Origin of the sequence: Tepidimonas sp., assembly GCF_046292505.1 — a bacterium.
In the GTDB taxonomy this organism is placed as follows: Bacteria; Pseudomonadota; Gammaproteobacteria; order Burkholderiales; family Burkholderiaceae_C; genus Tepidimonas.
Map to the genome: position 1 here is coordinate 1 of NZ_JBKBQX010000024.1, position 19,215 is coordinate 19,215.

General features: G+C 69.5%; 19 protein-coding genes and 1 pseudogene. 12 read left to right on the plus strand and 8 right to left on the minus strand.

The features are described from left to right. A partial coding sequence (locus ACK4TH_RS09540) for a helix-turn-helix domain-containing protein (protein WP_409625629.1) occupies positions 1–218 on the minus strand: 218 nt, incomplete at its 3' end. A 435-nt stretch (positions 219–653) separates the two neighbouring features. Here ACK4TH_RS09540 and ACK4TH_RS09545 point away from each other — a divergent pair. The 4 genes and pseudogenes from ACK4TH_RS09545 to ACK4TH_RS09560 all read left to right on the plus strand — a co-directional run. Next, a complete protein-coding gene (locus ACK4TH_RS09545; RefSeq protein WP_409625683.1) occupies positions 654–1,550 on the plus strand; it encodes an IS481 family transposase in 897 nt (298 codons plus the stop codon). 63 nt (positions 1,551–1,613) lie between these two features. Next, a complete protein-coding gene (locus ACK4TH_RS09550; protein ID WP_409625686.1) occupies positions 1,614–2,123 on the plus strand; it encodes a type II toxin-antitoxin system PemK/MazF family toxin in 510 nt (169 codons plus the stop codon). Beyond that, the gene (locus tag ACK4TH_RS09555) at positions 2,035–2,238 is read left to right on the plus strand and encodes a hypothetical protein (protein WP_409625695.1); all 204 of its coding nucleotides are present in this window, start codon (positions 2,035–2,037) and stop codon (positions 2,236–2,238) included. The genes ACK4TH_RS09550 and ACK4TH_RS09555 overlap by 89 nt, the downstream gene beginning before the upstream one ends. A 104-nt stretch (positions 2,239–2,342) precedes the next feature. Beyond that, a pseudogene (locus ACK4TH_RS09560) lies at positions 2,343–2,655 on the plus strand (DDE-type integrase/transposase/recombinase); the annotation flags it as partial. Positions 2,656–2,768: 113 nt separating this feature from the next. Here ACK4TH_RS09560 and pmbA read toward each other — a convergent pair. After that, a complete protein-coding gene (gene pmbA / locus ACK4TH_RS09565) occupies positions 2,769–4,187 on the minus strand; it encodes a metalloprotease PmbA (protein WP_409625632.1) in 1,419 nt (472 codons plus the stop codon). Positions 4,188–4,209: 22 nt separating this feature from the next. Here pmbA and yjgA point away from each other — a divergent pair, with 22 nt between their 5' ends. Beyond that, positions 4,210–4,839 (plus strand): ribosome biogenesis factor YjgA, encoded by a 630-nt coding sequence (gene yjgA / locus ACK4TH_RS09570; RefSeq protein WP_409625635.1) that lies wholly within the window; start codon positions 4,210–4,212, stop codon positions 4,837–4,839. An 8-nt stretch (positions 4,840–4,847) separates the two neighbouring features. Next, positions 4,848–5,447, plus strand: coding sequence for a molybdopterin adenylyltransferase (gene mog / locus ACK4TH_RS09575; RefSeq protein ID WP_409625638.1), 600 nt, complete (start codon positions 4,848–4,850; stop codon positions 5,445–5,447). 577 nt (positions 5,448–6,024) lie between these two features. On the opposite strand, the gene cysE is transcribed toward mog, so the two are convergent. Both cysE and ACK4TH_RS09585 read right to left on the minus strand, forming a co-directional pair. Beyond that, positions 6,025–6,795, minus strand: coding sequence for a serine O-acetyltransferase (gene cysE / locus ACK4TH_RS09580; protein WP_068608997.1), 771 nt, complete (start codon positions 6,793–6,795; stop codon positions 6,025–6,027). A gap of 29 nt (positions 6,796–6,824) precedes the next feature. After that, on the minus strand, positions 6,825–7,583 hold the full coding sequence (locus tag ACK4TH_RS09585) for an RNA methyltransferase (RefSeq protein WP_409625689.1): 759 nt from the start codon (positions 7,581–7,583) through the stop codon (positions 6,825–6,827). Between the two features lie 97 nt (positions 7,584–7,680). Here ACK4TH_RS09585 and ACK4TH_RS09590 point away from each other — a divergent pair, with 97 nt between their 5' ends. The 5 genes from ACK4TH_RS09590 to ACK4TH_RS09610 all read left to right on the plus strand — a co-directional run bounded on the left by ACK4TH_RS09590 (position 7,681) and on the right by ACK4TH_RS09610 (position 13,943). Continuing rightward, positions 7,681–8,634 (plus strand): inositol monophosphatase family protein, encoded by a 954-nt coding sequence (locus tag ACK4TH_RS09590; protein ID WP_409625641.1) that lies wholly within the window; start codon positions 7,681–7,683, stop codon positions 8,632–8,634. 30 nt (positions 8,635–8,664) lie between these two features. Continuing rightward, positions 8,665–11,343 (plus strand): DNA mismatch repair protein MutS, encoded by a 2,679-nt coding sequence (gene mutS / locus ACK4TH_RS09595; protein WP_409625644.1) that lies wholly within the window; start codon positions 8,665–8,667, stop codon positions 11,341–11,343. 86 nt (positions 11,344–11,429) lie between these two features. Further along, positions 11,430–12,122 (plus strand): protein-L-isoaspartate O-methyltransferase family protein, encoded by a 693-nt coding sequence (locus tag ACK4TH_RS09600; RefSeq protein ID WP_409625647.1) that lies wholly within the window; start codon positions 11,430–11,432, stop codon positions 12,120–12,122. A 10-nt stretch (positions 12,123–12,132) separates the two neighbouring features. Further along, the gene (locus ACK4TH_RS09605; protein ID WP_068608987.1) at positions 12,133–12,483 is read left to right on the plus strand and encodes a rhodanese-like domain-containing protein; all 351 of its coding nucleotides are present in this window, start codon (positions 12,133–12,135) and stop codon (positions 12,481–12,483) included. 74 nt (positions 12,484–12,557) lie between these two features. Further along, positions 12,558–13,943 carry a TolC family outer membrane protein gene (locus ACK4TH_RS09610; protein WP_409625651.1) on the plus strand — a complete coding sequence of 462 codons (1,386 nt, stop codon included), beginning with the start codon at positions 12,558–12,560 and terminating at the stop codon, positions 13,941–13,943. Here ACK4TH_RS09610 and ACK4TH_RS09615 read toward each other — a convergent pair. From ACK4TH_RS09615 to ACK4TH_RS09625, 3 genes are read right to left on the minus strand one after another with little or no spacing between them, the layout of a single operon-like run. Then, positions 13,918–15,258, minus strand: a complete 1,341-nt coding sequence (locus ACK4TH_RS09615) for a 3-deoxy-D-manno-octulosonic acid transferase (protein WP_409625654.1) — start codon at positions 15,256–15,258, stop codon at positions 13,918–13,920. The genes ACK4TH_RS09610 and ACK4TH_RS09615 overlap by 26 nt on opposite strands. Positions 15,259–15,316: 58 nt before the next feature. Beyond that, entirely contained in the window at positions 15,317–16,399 is a 1,083-nt protein-coding gene (locus ACK4TH_RS09620; protein WP_409625657.1) for a glycosyltransferase family 4 protein, read from the minus strand. 24 nt (positions 16,400–16,423) lie between these two features. Further along, a complete protein-coding gene (locus ACK4TH_RS09625; protein WP_409625660.1) occupies positions 16,424–17,839 on the minus strand; it encodes a phosphomannomutase/phosphoglucomutase in 1,416 nt (471 codons plus the stop codon). A gap of 139 nt (positions 17,840–17,978) precedes the next feature. On the opposite strand from ACK4TH_RS09625, the gene ACK4TH_RS09630 reads away from it, so the two are divergent. Further along, entirely contained in the window at positions 17,979–18,884 is a 906-nt protein-coding gene (locus ACK4TH_RS09630; protein WP_409625663.1) for a DMT family transporter, read from the plus strand. Here ACK4TH_RS09630 and ACK4TH_RS09635 read toward each other — a convergent pair. Next, entirely contained in the window at positions 18,829–19,191 is a 363-nt protein-coding gene (locus ACK4TH_RS09635; RefSeq protein ID WP_409625666.1) for an integration host factor subunit alpha, read from the minus strand. The two genes, ACK4TH_RS09630 and ACK4TH_RS09635, sit on opposite strands and share 56 nt — an antisense overlap. Positions 19,192–19,215: the final 24 nt, after the last annotated feature.

Genomic DNA, 19,215 nt, shown 5'->3' on the forward strand with positions numbered 1-19,215 from the left:
AACGTGCGGGCAATGGCGCGCGCCGAGCAGCCCTGCTGCAGCAGGATCATGATGGTGGCGCGCTCTTCGGCGCTCAGGTGCTGGTAGTGGGTTTCCATGAGGCGGCGGCAGGGTCGGGTGCAGGTCAAGTCAAGAGTGTTGCACTTGATTATTGACTCCGCCCCTGCCAGTGGACCACCCCGGGAATTGAGGAGACGGAGAATGCGCCTGGCGGCCATAAATACGGCCAAATCGGGCGGCTATCGCTCGAACCATGACCCGATGAAGGAGTAGCAGCGGCGGGCGCAGGAGCGAGAGCGGCAAGTACAGAGCAGACGCGACCGAGAAGGCCCCGGCTAGAGCCGTTAAATCATGCCATGACGCACTGATACGTATTCGTATAGTAATACGTACTCATATAGTAATAATACGTATTGGAGGGCGAATATAAGAAGATGACGATCACGCTCGATGAGGCGGTCTATGAGGGCCTTTACCGGACGGTCGGGCGGCGAAAGATGAGCCAGTTCATTGAGAACTTGCTGCGTCCGCATGTGGTGGATATCTGTCGAATCCCGGATGATCACATAATTCCTGTCCGCCGTGGATACCTGCTGGCGCGCAGCATCCTGCAAGAGCTGCTGCAAGGCGCGCGGGCAGGCGGCAAGGTCTCCATGATCGTACGACTGCACAAACTGGCGCGTACCACGCCGGCGATCCGCGCCGAGATTGCCGCCAGCAACGAGTCGATCCAGACGCTGGCCGATCGCTGCGGTGTGTCGCCCATGACCGTCTTCAAGTGGAAGCACCGCACGAGCTTCGAAGACCGGCCGCACACGCCGCATCGGCTGCCGACCACCCTGACAGCGGCGCAGGAGATCATCGCGGTGGAACTGCGCAAGACCCTGTGGCTGTCGCTCAACGATCTGCTGGCGGTCATGCGCGAGTTCGTCAACCCGCAGGTCTCGCGCTCGGGGCTGGATCGCTGCCTGCGCCGCCACGGGGTGAGCAACCTGCGGGCGCTGCAGCCTCAAGGACCCAAGGCCAAGCACGGCACCTTTGCCGTCTACGAGCCGGGCGACGTGCACATCGACGTGAGCGCACAAGCGGCGCGCGCTTTCCTCGCCGCCCTGGCCAAGGCCTGCCCGGTGCGCATCCGCACGATCCTCACCGACCATGGCAAGGCGTTCACCGACCGCTTCGTCACCACGGGCGAGCGCGCGCCCACCGGACCGCATGCCTTCGATGCGCTGTGCGACGCTCTCGGCATCGAGCATCGGCTCACCCGTGCACGTCGGCCCCAGACCCACGGGATGGTGCAGCGCTTCAATGGCCGGATCGAAGAGGTGCTGCGCAGCCATCATCTGCCCCAGTCTGCCCTCCATGCCCGCACGCCCATGCAGGCCATGAAGGAGAGGTATGAGCAAAGACCGGATTTGTTCCAGAAGCGACCACACAATCTTCCGGGACATGACAGCTACCGAGCAATGGCCGCTGACAAGGCGCGTGAGGCCAAAGCAATGGAGTGGTGCAACGCCCTTGCTGGAGATATGGCCGATGCTGCGCGGTGAAGTGTGGTGTGGGTTGAGTTCGACCCGGCAGTCGGCAGCGAAATCCGCAAAACGCGCCCAGCGGTGATCGTGAGCAACAACGCGGCAAACCGGAACCTGTCGCGGGTGGTGGTGCCTGTGACCAGCAACATCGGAAGGCAGTATCCCGGCGAAGCCATAGTGACTGTTGGCGGGCAGAGCAGCCAGGCGATGGCCGACCAGATCATGGCTGCTGACCAGTCGTGGCTCAAGAGTCATTTTGATGTGCTATCTAAGGCGGACATGTTGGCCGTTGAGGATGCGGGCCGTCGAGGAGGCGATCAAGATGCACCTGGTATCACCCGGGTAGCGCCTTCCTTTTACCTGCTGCGTAGCGGTGGGGCGCTGAACGGCAGGAGGAGAACCATGCGCATGGTTGCGCACCTTCTTGGTCGCAGGCTGCTTTGTCCCGGAGGTTGTCGAACGCGCGGGGCGTATGGTGTTCGAGACCATGGACCAGTAACCGTTGCAGTGGGCGGCCGTCGAGTCCACCGCGAGCAAGATCGGCTGCACCGCCGAGACGCCGCGCCGCTGGGTGCGCCAGGCCGAGCGTGACCAGGGCCTGCGCGAAGGCCCGACAACGGCCGAGCGGCAGCGCGTCCAGGCGCTCGAGCACGAGGTGCGCAAGCGACGCAACGCCGAGCTCGTGCACGAGATCGAGCTCGCCTAGCGCGCCAAGGGCTGGTATGGCTTCGTGCGCGGCAAGGCCGTGCGTACGACCGTGCCGGATGCGTAGGCGCCGTGCCCACAGGCCCCTTCGCCGTCAACGCCTACGCTCGGTTCATCGTCGGCTGGCGCGTCTGCGGCTCCGAGGCACACCGACTTCGCGCTCGACGCGCTGGCGCAGGCGCTGCACGGGCGTGGGCCACAGCGCGACGACGCCCTCGTGCACCACTGGGACCGCGACTCGCCATATGTGTCATCCGGTGCACCGAGCGGCTTGCCGAAGCCGGCATCGAGCCGTCGGTTGGGGCTCGCGCGGCGATAGCTGGGACAACACGTTGCCGAGACGATTAACGCTCAAGACAAGAAGACCGAGCTCATTCACCGGTACGGGCCGTGGAAGACGCGCGAGGCCATCGAGCTGGTCAGGCCATGCCAGCCTGACTGACCGCAACCGGGCTCCCTGAAAGCCGGGACGGTTCACAGAGCACCATTGAGCCGGTCTTGAAGTCGAGCTTGCGCTGCGAGTGCACCACTTTAGCTCCCAGCCACCTTCATGCGGTTGACCAGTACCGAGCCGACGTTCTTGGCCCCCAGGTTGTACACGTCGGCGCCAATGGCCTCGATGCCCAGGAACATATCCTTCAGGTTGCCGGCGATGGTGATTTCCTGTACCGGGTAGGCAATGGCGCCATCCTCGACCCAGAAGCCGGCCGCGCCGCGCGAATAGTCGCCCGTCACAGGGTTGACGCCCTGGCCCATCAGCTCGGTCACGAACAACCCATGGCCCAGCCGACGCAGCATGGCCGGCAAATCGTCATCCGGCTGGGTGAGGCGACTGGTCATCAGCAGGTTGTGCGATCCGCCGGCATTGCCCGTGGTGCGCATGCCCAGCTTGCGCGCCGAGTAGGTGCTCAGAAAATAGCCCTTGACACAGCCCGCGCTGACCACGGGGCGGGCCAGCGTGCGCACGCCCTCATCGTCGAAGGGCGCGCTGCCCTTGGCCCCGATCAGGTGAGGGTCCTCCTGGATGTCGATATGCGCCGGAAAAACCTGCCGCCCCAGGCTGTCGGGCAGGAAGGTGGTGCGCCGGTACAGCGCGCCGCCGCTGACCGCCTGCACGAAAGCGCCCAGCAGCCCTGCGGCCAGCGGGGCATCAAACAGCACGGGGCATTCGGTCGTCGCGATCTTGCGCGGTTTCAGCCGCGCCAGGGCGCGCTCGGCGGCGTAGCGGCCCACCGCCTCGGGGCTGGCCAGATCGGCCGGGTTGCGCTGCGAGCTGTACCAATAGTCGCGCTGCATGCCATCGCCCGTGCCGGCGATGGGCGAAACCGACAGGCTGTGGCGCGAGCTGGCGTAGCCGCCGGCAAAAATGCCCTGCCGCCCGCGCGCCCCGCCGCGCATGTGCTCGGCCCAGAAGTGCGATTGCTGCGCCGAAACCGCCGCGCCCTCGCTGTTGGTGATGCGCGGGCTGACGGCAAAGGCCGCGGCCTCGCAGCGCAGCGCCAGCTCCACCGCCTGCTCGGCCGTGATCGGCCAAGGGTGGAACAGCTCCAGATCGGGGTAGTCGTTGGCGACGTCGATCTCGTCCGGCAGGCCCGCGGCCGGGTCCTCGGCGGTGAAGCGCGCGATGTCATATGCCGCCTGCACCGTGCGGCGGATCGCCTCGGCCGAGAAGTCCGACGTCGATGCGTTGCCCCGCCGCTGCCCCAGGTAGACCGTGACGCCCAGCGACTTGTCGCGGTTGCGTTCGACGTTTTCGAGCGCGCCGCAGCGCACCGACACACTCAAGCCGCTGCCCTCGGACACCTCGACACCGGCGTCGGCCACCCCCAGTTGGCGGGCATGCTGCAGCGCCAGGTCGGCCAGGTCGCGAAACTGCTCTTGCGAAAACTGGAACCCTGGCAGCGCGCCGTCGGTGGTTCGGGAGGACTTCTTGGAACGGGTGGGTTTCATGTGGCTGGCTATGATAGCGGGCATGCCACGCAAGCCACCCAAAGGGTATTTCGTCAAGGGTCACTTCGTCGCCTATGGCAGTGTAGAGGACGCCGAACTCAAGCGTGCGGCGAAGTGGGACGCAGAGCACAGCAAGACCGACCTGAAAAAACGCAGCGCCCACCTGCAGACCGTGGGGGAGCAGTTGTTGACGCTCAGGGCCTCGCTGTTGCAGCGCCTGGCCCTGCCCGATGCACTGCTGGACGCCGTCGCCGAGGCCAAGCGCATCGACGACTTCGAAGGCCGGCGCCGCCAGTTGCAGTATGTTGGCAAGCTGATGCGCCGGCTGGACGAGGACCAGATCGCCGCCATCGAGGCCGCGATCGCCGAGCAGCACCAGGGCAGTGCCGCCGAGACGCAACGCCTGCACGAGGCCGAGCGCTGGCGCGAGCGGCTGATCGCCGACGACGCCGCCCTGGACGCATGGTGCGACGTGGAGCCGCAGGCCGACTGGCAGCGGCTGCGCGCCCTGGTCCGCCAGGCGCGCAAGGACGCCGAGGCCCGCCCCGACACGGCCCCCGGCCAGGCGCAGCGCCAGGGCCGCGCCTATCGCGAGCTGTTCCAGCATGTGCGCGCCGCGCTCGACGCCCGCGCCGATTCCACCCCCGAATGACCCCGACCATGAGCGCCTTTGATCCCGTCACCATCGGCATTGTTTCCATCAGCGACCGCGCCAGCCAAGGCGTGTACGAAGACAAGGGCCTGCCTGCGCTGCGCGACTGGCTGGGCCGCGCCCTGAAAAACCCCATCACCTTCGTCGAGCGGCTCATCCCGGATGAACGCGAGCGCATCAGCGCCACCTTGATCGAGCTGGCCGACCAGGCCGGCTGCAGCCTGATCCTGACCACAGGGGGTACCGGCCCGGCCCCGCGCGATGTGACGCCTGAGGCGACGCTGGCCGTAGCCGACAAGGAGATGCCGGGCTTTGGTGAGCAGATGCGCCAGATCAGCCTTCGCTTCGTGCCCACGGCCATCCTGTCGCGCCAGGTGGCCGTCATCCGCGGGAGCAGCCTGATCATCAACCTGCCGGGCCAGCCCAAATCGATTGCCGAGACGCTGGAGGGGCTGCGCGACGGTGACGGCAAACCGGTGGTGCATGGTATCTTTGCCGCCGTGCCCTATTGCATCGACCTGATCGGCGGACCGTATCTGGAAACGGACGACGCCGTGTGCGCGGCCTTTCGGCCCAAATCGGCCGTGCGCCCGCCGCGCGCCCCTTGATCGCCTACCGTGGACGCCCCCGTCCCCCCACACGCCGCCACCGCCCGCGATCGCGCAGCGGCTGCGGCAGTTGGATACGCGGCTGGACATTGGCGTGCGCGAGCTGGGGCTGGGCCTGATCGCCGTCGCCGACCGGGAGGGGGTGGTGGTGGCCTCAGGCGAGCCCCCGGGCATCCGCTCCTTCGTGGGCAACTGCTACCGCGACGGGCCACTGTACGCCGCCGCACGCGAGGGGCAATCGGCCCGCATGTTCATGGTCGGCGAAACGACCGGCCGGCGCGGCATGGTTTTTGCCGAACCCGTGATGGTGGACGGCCGCTTCGTGGGGTATGTGGGGGTGTCGATCACCCTGGACGAAGGCGTGCTGCCCGCCGAAGCGGACAACGCCATCGTCAGCGACGCACACGGCGTCGTGGTGCTCAGCCGCGAGCGGCGCTGGTTGTTCCGCCGACTGGTGCACGTGCCCACCTGGCCCCCGCCGCCAGCGGAAGGCTGGCCCATCTATGGCGGCCAGCCGCCACGGCTGTGGCCCTGGCAGCCGGGCGCGACCGGGTTCGCTGGGCCAACGGCACCGACCTCATTTGCCCACCAGCTGATTGAGCCGCTCCGCCTCGAAGTGCTCGGTCTTCGCGGCATCCGACGGCACGCAGTCGCCGCGCTGTGCGCACGCCAGCTTCTCGATGGCCTGCCACAGCAGCGCGATCTGGTGCTCGTGGCCGGCGGCGTTGTCGATCAGGCCGCGCAGCGCCTGACTCAGCGGATCGTCGTTTTGCGTCACGCCGTACGCCGAAAAGCCCATCTTGGCCGCGGCGGCCTCGCGCTTTTCGTCCGCATCGGCCACGATGATGCGCGCCGGGTTGCCCACCGCCGTGGCGCCGGCCGGCACCGGCTTGGTCACGACCGCATTGCTGCCGATCTTGGCCCCGTCACCGACCGCAAAGCCCCCCAGCACCTTGGCGCCCGCCCCCACGATCACATTGCAGCCCAGCGTGGGGTGGCGCTTGGCGCCCTTGTAGAGCGACGTGCCACCCAACGTGACCCCGTGGTAGATGGTGCAGCCGTCGCCAATCTCGGCGGTCTCGCCGATCACCACGCCCATGCCGTGGTCGATGAAGACGCGCTCGCCGATGCGCGCGCCGGGATGGATCTCGATGCCCGTGAGCCAGCGGTTCCAGTGCGAAATCCAGCGCCCCAGCCACTTCCAGCCCGCGTTCCAGCACGCGTGCGCCAGCCGGTGCAGCACGATGGCGTGAAAGCCCGGGTAGCACGTCACCACCTCCCAGCGCGAGCGCGCCGCAGGGTCGCGCTCCAGGATGGCGTCGATGTCGGCTTTGAGGCGTCGAAACATGGCAGGCGGGCGGCGGTGGGATGCAGAGTCTAGCGCCTGCCGCCGCGGGCGGAGGCGATCATCGCGCGCGCCACCCCGCGCAGGACGTGGACTTCGGACGCGGTCGGCGCGGCGCGCTGGAACAGCAGGCGCAGCCGCGGCATCAGCTTCTTGGGCGCGGCGGGGTCCAGATAACCCACGGCGACCAGCGCCTCCTCCCAATGCGCCAGCATGGCCGAGACGGTCGGCGCGTCCGCCGGTGGCTCGGCCGCGGGGCCGCGGGCCCGCGCCGGCGCCGACTCGGCGTCGAAGCCACCCAGCGCCTGCCGCCACTCGTACGCGATCAACTGCACCGCCGCCGCCAGGTTGAGCGAGCCGTAGTCCGGCGCCGTGGGGATGCGCAGACACACATGGCAGCGGTAGACATCCGCGTTGGCCATGCCATAGCGTTCGGGGCCGAACAAAAACGCCACCCCGCCCACCTCGCCGGCATGGGCACGCGGCGCGAGCGCGGCCAGATGCGCGCGTGGCGCGGCCGTCGGGGGGCCGAAGTCGCGCGGCGTCATCGCCGTGGCGCACACATGGTCCATGCCCCCCAGGGCCTCGTCCAGCGTATTCACCACGCGGGCGCGCGCCAGCACATCCGTCGCGCCGCTGGCCCGCTCGATGGCCTCGGGGCGCAGCAGCACATCCGGCCAGCGCGGCCGCACCAGCACCAAGTCGCCAAAGCCCATGACCTTGAGCGCGCGCGCCACCGCGCCGACGTTGCCGGCATGGCTGGGCTCGATGAGAACGAAGCGGGTGGGTATGTCCTGGCACACGGTTTGGCGAAACGGTGGGGCATCGGTAGAATCCCGGATATTGTCGCTGCCATCGCGCAGCCCCCGTCGCTCTTGCCCACAATCCATGTCCTCCCACCTCCACCCCATGCTCAACGTGGCCATCAAGGCCGCGCGTGCCGCCGGCGCCCTCATCAACCGGGCCTCGCTGGACCTCGACACCCTGCGCGTCGGCGCCAAGCAGACCAACGATTTCGTCACCGAGGTCGACCACGCTGCCGAAGCCGCCATCATCGAGACGCTGCTGGGCGCTTACCCCGACCACGGCATCTGGGCCGAGGAGTCCGGCCGCCGGGAGGGCAAGGGCAAAGGCCGCACCTTCACCTGGATCATCGATCCGCTGGACGGCACCACCAACTTCATCCACGGCTTTCCGGTCTATTGCGTGAGCATCGCGCTGATGGTGGACGGGCGGCTGGATCAGGCGGTCATCTACGACCCATCGCGCAACGATCTGTTCACCGCCAGCAAGGGGCGCGGCGCCTACCTCAATGACCGCCGCATCCGCGTGGCCAAGCGCACCCAGTTGCGCGACTGCCTGTTGAGCACGGGCTTCCCCTTCCGCCCCGGCGATGCGTTCCAGACCTATCTGCGCATGCTGGGCGATGTGATGCCGCGCGTGGCGGGCGTGCGCCGGCCCGGTGCGGCGGCGCTGGATTTGGCGTATGTGGCCGCAGGCTTCAGCGACGGCTTTTTCGAGACGGGCCTGAGCCCTTGGGACGTGGCGGCCGGCGCGTTGCTGGTCACCGAGGCGGGCGGGCTGATCGGCAACTTCACGGGCGAAGCCGACTTCCTGGAACAAAAGGAATGCCTGGCGGCCAACCCGCGCATCTACGGGCAACTGGTGGGGGTGCTGGGCAAGTACAGCAAGTTCGCCCCGGTGCGCGACAAGATGGCACTGGACGGCGACAGCGCCGAAGGCGTGTCGCGCGAGCGCACTGCCGGCGAGCGCACCGTTGAGCGCGCGAAAGATGACGCGCCGACCGGCGAAACGCCGGGCGCCAGCGACGCCCCGTGGTGATCGCTGCCTGATCGGTCCCCGCTGCTGACGATGGTGACGGCCTCCACGTCGCCCCCCGGTGCCATCGGCGGTGCGCCTGCCGCGCCGCTGGAAGCGCACACGCCCATGATGGCGCAGTGGCTGCGCATCAAGGCGGATTACCCCCACACGCTGGTCTTCTACCGCATGGGGGATTTTTATGAGCTGTTCTACGACGACGCCCACAAGGCCGCGCGGCTGCTGGACATCACGCTGACCACGCGCGGGCAGTCGGCCGGCGCCCCGGTGGTGATGGCCGGCGTGCCGGTCCATTCGGTGGAGACTTACCTGGCCCGGCTGATCCGGCTGGGCGAGTCGGTGGCCATCTGCGAGCAGGTGGGCGACGTGGCCACCGCCAAAGGGCCGGTGGAGCGGCAGGTGGTGCGCGTGGTGACACCCGGCACCCTGACCGACAGCGAACTGCTGGCCGACAAGAGCGATGCCGTGCTGCTGGCCCTGCACGTGGGCGCACGCCGGCGCTGCGGGCTGGCTTGGCTGGCCGTGACCGAGGGCACCGTCCACCTGGCCGAATGCGACTGGGCCGAGCTGCGCGGCTGGCTGCAGCGCGTGGCCCCGCACGAGGTGCTGCACGGTGGTGACCTGGCGCCAGCGGCCGAAGCGGAGCTGCGGGGTTGGATGGACGCCGCGGCCGCGGCCGTGCGCCCGGCCCTGACGGTGCGGCCGGCCTGGGCCTTCGACGCGGCCCTGGGTCAGCGCAAGCTGTGCGACCAACTGCAAGCGGCCACGCTGGCGGGCTGGGGGGCGCAAGACCTGCCCGAAGCGCACGCCGCGGCATCGGCGCTGCTGGACTACGCCGAGCACACCCAGGGCCGGCAACTGGGGCATGTGCGGGCGCTGCGCGTGGTGCGGCCGCAAGAGTGGATCGAACTGCCCGCCACCACGCGCCGCAACCTGGAACTGACGCAAACCCTGCGCGGCGAGTCCGCGCCAACCCTGCTGTCCCTGCTGGACACCTGCGCCACCGGTATGGGCAGCCGCCTGCTGCGGCGCTGGCTGCTGGAGCCACCGCGCGACCGCGCCGTCGCGCGCGAGCGGCTGGCCGCCATCGGCGCGCTGCGCACCCACGGCCCGGACGATCTGCGCCGCGGCCTGCGCGGCCTGAGTGACGTCGAGCGCCTGGCGGCACGCATTGCGCTGCGGCAGGCGCGCCCGCGCGAGCTGGCCGGCCTGACGCAAACCCTGCAGCGTGCCGACCATCTGGCCCAAGCGGTGGCGATGTTGGCCGATACCCACCCCGCCACGCTGCTGCAGCGCGTGGCGGCCGACCTGCGCCCGCCGCTGGAGGTGGCGGCCCTGCTGGCGCGCGCGCTGCTGCCCGAACCCGCGGCCCTGATCCGCGACGGCGGTGTGATCGCGCCGGGCTACGACGCCGAGCTGGACGAGCTGCGCGCCATCCAGGCCAACGCCGACGCCTTTTTGCTTGACCTGGAGGCGCGCGAGCGCGCCCGAACCGGCATTGCCAACCTGCGCGTGCAATACAACAAGGTGCACGGCTTCTACATCGAAGTCACGCAGGGCCAGCTCGACAAGGTGCCGGCCGACTACCGCCGCCGTCAGACGCTGAAAAATGCCGAGCGCTTCATCACGCCCGAGCTCAAGGCGTTCGAGGACAAGGCGCTCAGCGCCCAGGAGCGCGCGCTGACGCGCGAGAAGTGGCTGTACGAGCGGCTGCTCGACGACCTGCAACCCTTCGTGCCCGCGCTGGGCACCCTGGCGCGTGCGCTCGCGACGCTGGACGTGCTGGCGGCGCTGGCCGAGCGCTCGCTCACTCTGAGCTGGCAGGCCCCCACCTTCGTGCCCGAACCGCGCATCGAAATCCGCGCCGGCCGCCACCCGGTGGTGGAGGCACGGCTGCAGGAAACCGGCGCCGGCCCCTTCATCCCCAACGACACGGTGCTGGATGCGCGCACGCGCCTGCAGATCATCACCGGCCCCAACATGGGCGGCAAGTCGACCTACATGCGCCAGGTGGCGCTGATCGTGCTGCTGGCCAGCATCGGCAGCCACGTGCCCGCGGACGCCTGCCGCCTGGGGCCGATCGACGCCATCCACACCCGCATCGGCGCCGCCGACGACCTGGCCAACGCCCAGTCCACCTTCATGCTGGAGATGACCGAGGCGGCACAGATCCTGCACAGCGCCACCGAGCACAGCCTGGTGCTGATGGACGAGATCGGCCGCGGCACCTCGACCTTCGACGGACTGGCCCTGGCCAGCGCCATCGCCACCCATTTGCACGACCGCGTGCGCGCCTTCACGCTGTTTGCCACGCACTACTTCGAGCTGACCGAGTTCCCCGCGCGCCACCCCGGAGCGGTCAATGTGCACGTCAGCGCGGTCGAAGGCAAAGGTCGAGAGATCGTTTTTCTGCACCAAATCGAGCCCGGCCCGGCCAGCCGTAGCTATGGCGTGCAGGTGGCGCGCCTGGCTGGCGTGCCGGCTGCCGTCGTGCAGCAGGCCCGGCACACCCTGGCGCAACTGGAAGCCGAGAGCGCGCGCACGCAGCAGCAGATCGACCTCTTTGCCGCCGCGCCAGAGCCCGAGCCCTCCGCGACCAGCGAACACCCGGTGTTGCAACGATTGGCCGAACTGGATCCGGACGCCCTGAGTCCGCGCGACGCGCTGGATGCCCTCTACCGCCTGCGCGCGCTGCTGGATCGGGATCGCTGAGCATGGCCGCCTCGGCCGACGGTCCAACCCCACGCTTCGGTAGAATTGATCGAATTGCCCGCCAGATATACCCACAGGAGTACGGCATGAGCGCCACCGCGTTCGACTTCGAGAAAGCCCGCTTCAACATGATCGAGCAGCAGATCCGGCCCTGGGAGGTGCTCGACGCCACGGTGCTGGCACTGCTGGGCCAGATCAAGCGCGAAACCTTCGTGCCGCCGGCCTACCAGGCCCTCGCCCTGTCCGATCTGGAAATCCCGCTGTCGCAGCCGGCCGTCGAGGGCGAATGCATGCTCGCGCCCAAGGTCGAGGCCCGCACCCTGCAAGACCTGGCCCTCAGGCCCACCGACAATGTGCTCGAAATCGGCACCGGCTCCGGCTACATGGCCGCACTGCTCGGCCGCCTGTCGCGCCAAGTGCTCACGCTGGAAATCAACCCCGCCCTGGCCGAGACGGCGCGCGCCAACCTCGCACGCGCGGGCGTCGGTAACGTGCAGGTCAAGACCGCGGACGCAGCCGCCGGCCGCTTTGCACCGTGCGTGAGCGAAGCGCCGTACGACGTCATCGTGCTGAGCGGTTCGGTCGCGGAGGTGCCCGCCGACCTGCTGGAGCTGCTGCGCGTGGGCGGCCGCCTGTTCGCCGTGGTGGGCGACGAGCCGATCATGCGCGCCACCCTGGTGCAGCGCACCGGCGAAGCCAGCTACCACAGCGAGCAGCCCTGGGACATCGTGATCCCGCGCCTGCGCAACTTCCCGGAACCCACCCGCTTCCGCTTCTGAGACCGCCGCCATGGTCCCCCACATCCGCCCCGCGCAACTGGCCGACTGGCTGCGGCAGTGCCGCGCGCAAACCCCGGACGCCGAGCCCATCGTGTTGGATGTGCGCGAGCCCTGGGAAGTCCAGACCGCCAGCGTGCGCCCGGATGGTTTCGAGTTGCGGCACATGCCGATGGCCAGCATTCCCATGCGGCTGAGCGAGTTGCCGCGCGAACGGCCCATCGCCTGCCTGTGCCACCATGGGGGGCGCAGCGCCCAGGTGGCGTTCTTTTTGCACCGGCAGGGGTATGAACACGTCGTCAACATCGCCGGCGGCATCCACGCCTGGGCGGCCGAGATCGACCCCTCGATCCCACAGTACTGAACCGACGGGGCTGCAGGATTCGGCCATTCGTCATATACTCCCACCTGTATAAACCTCTCCAGGGACTGCACGCCATGCCGAAACTCGCCCCATCCTTGGCGCCCCATCGGCCCGCTGCCCGGATCCTGCGCCTGCCAGCGGCTTGGCTGGTCGGCACACTGGCCGGGGTGGCTGGTGTGGCCCATGCCCAAAGCCTGCAATCGCTGCTGGAAGCGGCCCAAAGCTACGACGCGGCCTACCTGGCCGCCAAAGCGCAGTTCGAGGCCAACCGCGCCAAGGCGGAGCAGGCCCGCGCCCGGGTGCTGCCTTCGGTCGGCCTGTCGGCCGAGGCCTTCGTCAACCGCCGCGACAGCTCCGCTTCGGTGCTGAACGACACCTTCAACAACCAGACCGTGCGTTTGGCGGCCACCCAGCCGCTGTACCGCCCCGGCAACCAGTTGGAGGTGGAGCAGGCCCAGCGCTCGCTTCAGGCCGCCGAGGCCCAGTTGCAATCGGTCGAGCAGGATCTGATCGTGCGCCTGTCGCAAGCGTACTTCGATGTCCTGGGCGCGGAGGACACGCTGACCTTCGTGCGGGCGCAGAAGGCCGCCGTCGAGCAGCAGCTCGCCGCCGCCCAGCGCAACTTCGAGGTCGGCACCGCCACCATCACCGACACGCGCGAGGCGCAGGCGCGCTTCGACCTGGTCGTCGCGCAGGAGATCGCCGCCGAGAACGACCTGCGCGTCAAGAAGCTGGCGCTGGATCAACTGGTGGGCCGCAGCGGCGCGCAACCGTGGCGGCTGCCCACCCCCGTCACCCTGCCCGCTCTGGCCCCCAACGATGTGGACGCATGGGTGCAGCGTGCGGCGGCCGAGCACCCGAGCGTGCGCGCCGCCCAGGCGGCGCTCGACGTGGCCCGGCTGGAAGTCCGCAAGGCCGAGGCGGCCAAGGGCCCGACGCTGGACGCCGTGGCGCAGTACCAGTTCGCGCGCGCGCCGTCGTCGGTCGCGACCATCCCCGGGTATCTGCGCACCGGGTATCTGCGCAACCAGACCGCCAGCATCGGCGTGCAGTTCAACTTGCCGCTGTACTCGGGCGGTGCTCTGGACAACCGCGTGAAGGAAACCGTGGCGCTGGAAGACAAGGCGCGCAATGACGTCGAAGGCGCGGTGCGCACTGTCAGTCAGGCCACTCGCGCCGCCTTCTTTGGCGTGCAGTCGGGCCTGGGCCAGGTCCGGGCCCTGGAAGCGGCCGAGGCGTCCAGCCAGAGCGCGCTGGAGGCCAACCAGCTCGGCTACCAGGTGGGCGTGCGCATCAACATCGACGTGCTCAACGCCCAGAGCCAGCTCTACCAGACCAAGGCCCAATTGGCCAAGGCGCGCTACGACGTGCTGGTGGGCAACCTGCGCCTGCGTCAGGCGGCCGGGGTGCTCAAGCCCGAAGATCTGCAACCCATCAACGCATTGCTGCAGGCGCGCTGAGGTCCCACCAGCGCAGCACGGCGTCCACACAGCGCGCGGCGGCGCCGGCGTGCGTTTGAAGCAGCGTTTGGCAACCCGCCTGGGCACGGGCCAGCGCGGGCGGATCGGCCAGCCAGTCCAGCGCCCGGGCCACCGCGCTGGCCAGGTCTGGCACGCGCTCGGCGGCACCGGCCGCAATGGCCACCTCCGACGCCTCGGCAAAATTGAAAGTGTGCGGCCCCATGACCACCGGACATTCACAAGCGGCCGCTTCGATCAGGTTCTGCCCCCCCAAAGGCGCAAAGCTGCCCCCTAGCAGCGCCACTTGCGCCAACCCGTAATACCACGGCATTTCGCCCAGGCTGTCGCCCAGCAGGACATCGGCCTCCCGCGCTGTCGGAGGCCAGACGGGTTCGGCAACGTCCAGCGGCCCCAGCGTGCTGCGCCGCACGACGCGCAGTCCGGCCTGGCGCAGCAGCGCCTCCACCGCATCGAAACGCTGGGGATGGCGCGGCACGATCAGCCACAGCGGGCGCATCGGGTAAACGCCCGCCGTGCGGGTCGCTTGGGCCCGCCATGCCTCGCACCAGGCCGCTTCCTCCCCTTCCCGGCTGCTGGCCAGCATCAAGATCGGCCGCCCGGTGGGCGCGTCCGGGGCGGCGGTCGCGGCCCGCCATGCCGCCCGCCACGTCCGCCCCACCCCCCAAGTCCCGGGGTGCCACGGCACGTCGAATTTGACGTTACCCATCGTGCCACCGGCCGGCGGATCGACCGGCGCCCCCAGCGTCCGCAGCCGGTCCGCATCGCCGGCCGTCTGCGCCAGCACGCCCGACAAGCCCGCATAGGCCGGCCCTGCCAGCCAACGCAGACGCTGCGCGCGCCGCCACGAGCGCGCGTTCAGCCGCGCATTCGCCAGCAGCAGCGGCACCCCGGCCGTGCGGCAGCCATGCACCAGGGCCGGCCAGACTTCGGTTTCCATCAGCACCCCCAACCGGGGGCGAAAATGCGCCAAAAACCGCTGCACAGGCCCCGGCGCATCCCAGGGCAGCCAGACCTGCACATCCCCGGGGCGCAGGTGACGCCGCCCCTCGGCGCGACCGGTCGCCGTGCCATGCGTCCAGAGGATGCGGATGTCGGGCCGGCGCTCGCGCAAGCGGTCGACCCACAAGACCGCGGCGCGGGTTTCGCCCAACGAAACGGCGTGCACCCACAACCAGCCTTCGGACGGCTCGTCGGCATAGCGCCCAAACCGCTCCTCGATGGCCTCCAGATAGCCGGGCTCCTGCCGGCCACGGCGCGCCAGCTTGCGGCGCAACAGAGGCTGCAGTGCGGTCATCGCGCCCCCGTACAGACCGAGGACCAGCCGCTCCGCCCACCACAGGGGCGCGGGCGCCTCAGCCGGCCGCGAACAGCCGCGCATACACCGCCCCGATGCCGGCCGCCTCGCGCTCGAGCGAAAAGTGCTCGGCCACCCGCGCGCGCGCAGCCTGCCCCATGCGCGCCGCGGCCTGGGGATCCGCCAGCACCTGCCGCAACGCCGCGGCCAGCCCCACGGCGTCGCCGGTGTCCACCAGCGCGCCGTTGACGCCGGGCTGCACCAGCTCCTCGAACGCCCCGGTGCGCGAGCACACCACGGCGCAGCCGCATGCCGCCGCCTCGAACGGCGTCAGGCCAAACGGCTCGTAGCGCGGGCAGGCCACGCAGACCAGACAGCGCTGGTACCAGCGGTGCATCTCGGCGGCCGGCACCTCGCCGAGGAAGCGGATGCGATCCGACAGCCCTGCCGCGTCGATGCGCGCCTGCAGCTCGCGCTGGTAGGCCTCGTGCTGCGGCATCGCGCGGCCGGCGATCACCGCGGTCACCTCCGGCAGGTGCGGCAGCGCGGCGATCATGGCGTCCACGAACACGTCGGTGCCCTTGTCCGGCCGCACCCGCCCGAACACGCCGACGCCGTAGCGCCCCGGCAGGCCGCTGTCGGCCCAGGCCGCGAGCTTGTCCGGCGGCGGCGCAAAGCGCGCCAGGTCGATGCCGTGCGGCACCACCGCCGTGGTGTTCGGCACGAAGCTGGCGGCCTTGGGCGTGGTGGCGATCACCGCGTCCATGCGGCTGATCAGCCAGCGCGGAAACCAGCCGTGCCGGTGCTGCGCCGCCGAGGTGAACACCAGCCGCACCGGCAGCCTCAGCACGTCGCGCGCCCACAGGCCCGCGGCCATCTCGTGGTCGCGGCGCACGTGCCAGATGCGGAAGGGCCGCCCCGCCGGCGGCCGGCGCGACAGCGCGATGGCCTGCCGCAGGGTCATGCCCGGCATGCCGTGCGGCAGCGGCGTGCCGCAGTAGGCCAGCCGCCACTGGCGCGCCTGAATGGGCACCAGCGCGTTGACGGTGGCCGACACCCCGGTGTAGCGGCGCTTCAGGTTAAAGACGATGACCTCCGGGTCGGGGTCCGGGGTGAGGGCGGCGGATGAGGCGGAGGACACGGCGGATTCCTGCTCGGACGGAGGTCAATGGGCCGCGTCACCCACCACCGCATCGGGCTTGACGCGGCGCAGCCAGCCCAGCATCTCGGCCTCGATCCGCGCCAACGCCTCGGGCGTCTGCCCCTCAAAGCGCAGCACGAGCACCGGCGTCGTGTTGGAGGCGCGGATCAGCCCAAAGCCGTCCGGCCAGTCCACCCGCAGCCCATCGACGGTGCTGACCTCGGCCGGCGAATCGAAGCGGGCCACGCGCTGCAACTCGGCCACCAGCCGGTGCGGCTCGCCCTCGGCGCAGGCGACGTTGAGTTCCGGCGTCGAGTGGCTGGTGGGCAAGCCGTCGAGCACGGCACCGGGGTCGGCATGGCGGCTCAGGATCTCCAGCAGACGTGCGCCGGCGTAGCTGCCGTCGTCGAAGCCATACCAGCGCTCCTGGAAGAAGATGTGGCCGCTCATCTCGCCACCCAGCGGAGCGCCGACCTCGCGCATCTTGGCCTTGATCAGGCTGTGGCCGGTCTTGTGCATCAACGGTACGCCGCCGGCGGCGCGGATCGCCGGCGCCAGCCGCTGGCTGCACTTGACGTCGAAGACGATGGTCCCCCCCGGCACGCGCGACAGCACGTCGGCGGCAAACAGCATCATCTGCCGGTCGGGGAAGATATTCTGGCCACTGGGGGTGACGACGCCCAGCCGGTCGCCGTCCCCGTCGAACGCAAAACCCAGGTCGGCGCCCGTGCGCTGCAGGGTGGCGATCAGGTCGCGCAGATTTTCGGGTTTGGAGGGATCGGGATGGTGGTTGGGGAACTCGCCATCGACCTCGCCGTACAGCACCGTGACGTCGCAGCCCAGCGCCCGGAACAGTTCGGGGGCGCTCGCGCCGGTGACGCCGTTGCCGCAGTCGACGACGAGCTTGAGCGGGCGCGCCAGCCGCACGTCCCCGACGATGCGCGCGAGGTACTCCGGCTGGATGTCCAGTTGGCGGACCTGGCCACGCACGGGGGCTGGCGCCAGGTCGGATGCCATCGCCGCGCGCAGGGCCTGGATGTCGTCGCCGTGGATGGCGCGCCCCGCCAGCACCATCTTGAAGCCGTTGTGGTGCTTGGGGTTGTGGCTGCCCGTGACCTGGATACCGCTGCGGCAGTGCGTGGCCGCGGCAAAGTACAGCATGGGCGTGGTCACCATGCCGATGTCCAGCACGTCCACCCCCGCCATCGATAGCCCCTGGATCAGCGCAGCGGCCAGGGCCGGGCTGCTCAGCCGCCCATCGCGCCCCACGGCCACCGTCCGTTCGCCCGCCGCCCGGGCCCGGGTCCCGAAGGCATGGCCCAACATCCGGGCAAAGGCCTCGTCGATCACGTCGGGCACCACGCCGCGGATGTCGTACGCCTTGAAGGCGTGGGCAGGCAGCGGACGGTGGGGAACGGTCGTAACGGTCGATTCGGTCATGGGTCTGCGGGCGGTCGAGACGGGTGCGTGACAGTGCGCCGATTGTAGGAGGGCTTATGATCTTCTTTCCCTATCGCTCCCCCTGTCCTGCCCCGGCCGGCGACGGCCCGGGTGCCATCACCCCATCCCATCCCGCGCCATGTCGCCCAAGCTTGCGGCCGAGTTTTTGTTTTTGGCAGCCCTGTGGGGGTCGTCCTTTTTGTTCATGCGCCAGGCGGCGCTGGAGTTTGGGCCGGTGGCCACTGCCGGCCTGCGCGTGGCGGTGGCCGGCGCAGTGCTGCTGCCGATTCTGGTGCTCAGCGGCCACTGGCGCGCGTTTCGCGCCCACGCAGGGCGCATCCTCTTCGTCGGGCTGATCAACTCGGGCATCCCCTTTGGGCTGTTCGCCTATGCGGTGCTGTCGATCAGCACCGGCCTGACGGCCATCCTGAACGCCACCGTCCCGCTGTTCGGTGCGCTGGTGGCTTGGCTGTGGTTGGGCGATCGCCCGGGGCGCTGGCGCGCCGTGGGTCTGGCGCTGGGTTTTCTGGGGGTGGCGCTGCTGTCGTGGAACAAGGCCAGCTTTACCCCCGGCGGCACGGGCTGGGCCGTGCTGGCCTGCCTGGGCGCCACCATCCTTTACGCTCTGGCCGCCAGCTACACCAAAAAATACCTGATGGGTATTCCCCCCATGGCGACGGCCGCCGGCAGTCAGTTCGGCGCCACACTGGGCTTGCTGCTGCCCACCCTGTGGACCTGGCCCGCCCAGCCGGCCAGCACCGGCGCCTGGGCTGCCGTCGGGGTAGCCGGCGTGCTTTGCACCGCGTTGGCCTATCTGCTGTATTTTCGACTGATCGAGGCCGCGGGCCCCGCAAAAACGCTCACCGTGACCTTTCTGATCCCGGTGTTTGCCATTGGCTACGGCGCGCTGCTGCTGGGCGAGACGATCACCCCCTGGATGGTGGGGTGTGGCATCGTGATTCTGGCCGGTGTGGCGCTGGCCACCGGCCTCATCGATCCGGGTCGCTGGCGGCAGACGCGCCCCCACCCTGCATCGCTTCCTTGAGCTTGGGCGAGGCGTGGAAGGTGACCACGCGCCGCGCCTCGATCGGCACCAGCTCACCCGTGCGCGGATTGCGCCCCGGGCGAGGTGCCTTCATGCGCACCTGAAACTGTCCAAACCCGGCGATGCGCACGTCCTCGCCGGCGATCAGGCGCTCGGCGATCAGCGCAAAAAACGCATCGACGATATCCTTGGATTCGCGCTTGTTGAAACCGATGCGGTCGAACAGGCGTTCGGCCAGCTCGGCCTTGGTCAGGGTCGCGCCGTCGCCGGCGTCTTCGGGTTCCGTACGGGGTTTGCGCGTGGCCATGGCGGCAATCGTAGCAGGACCGCC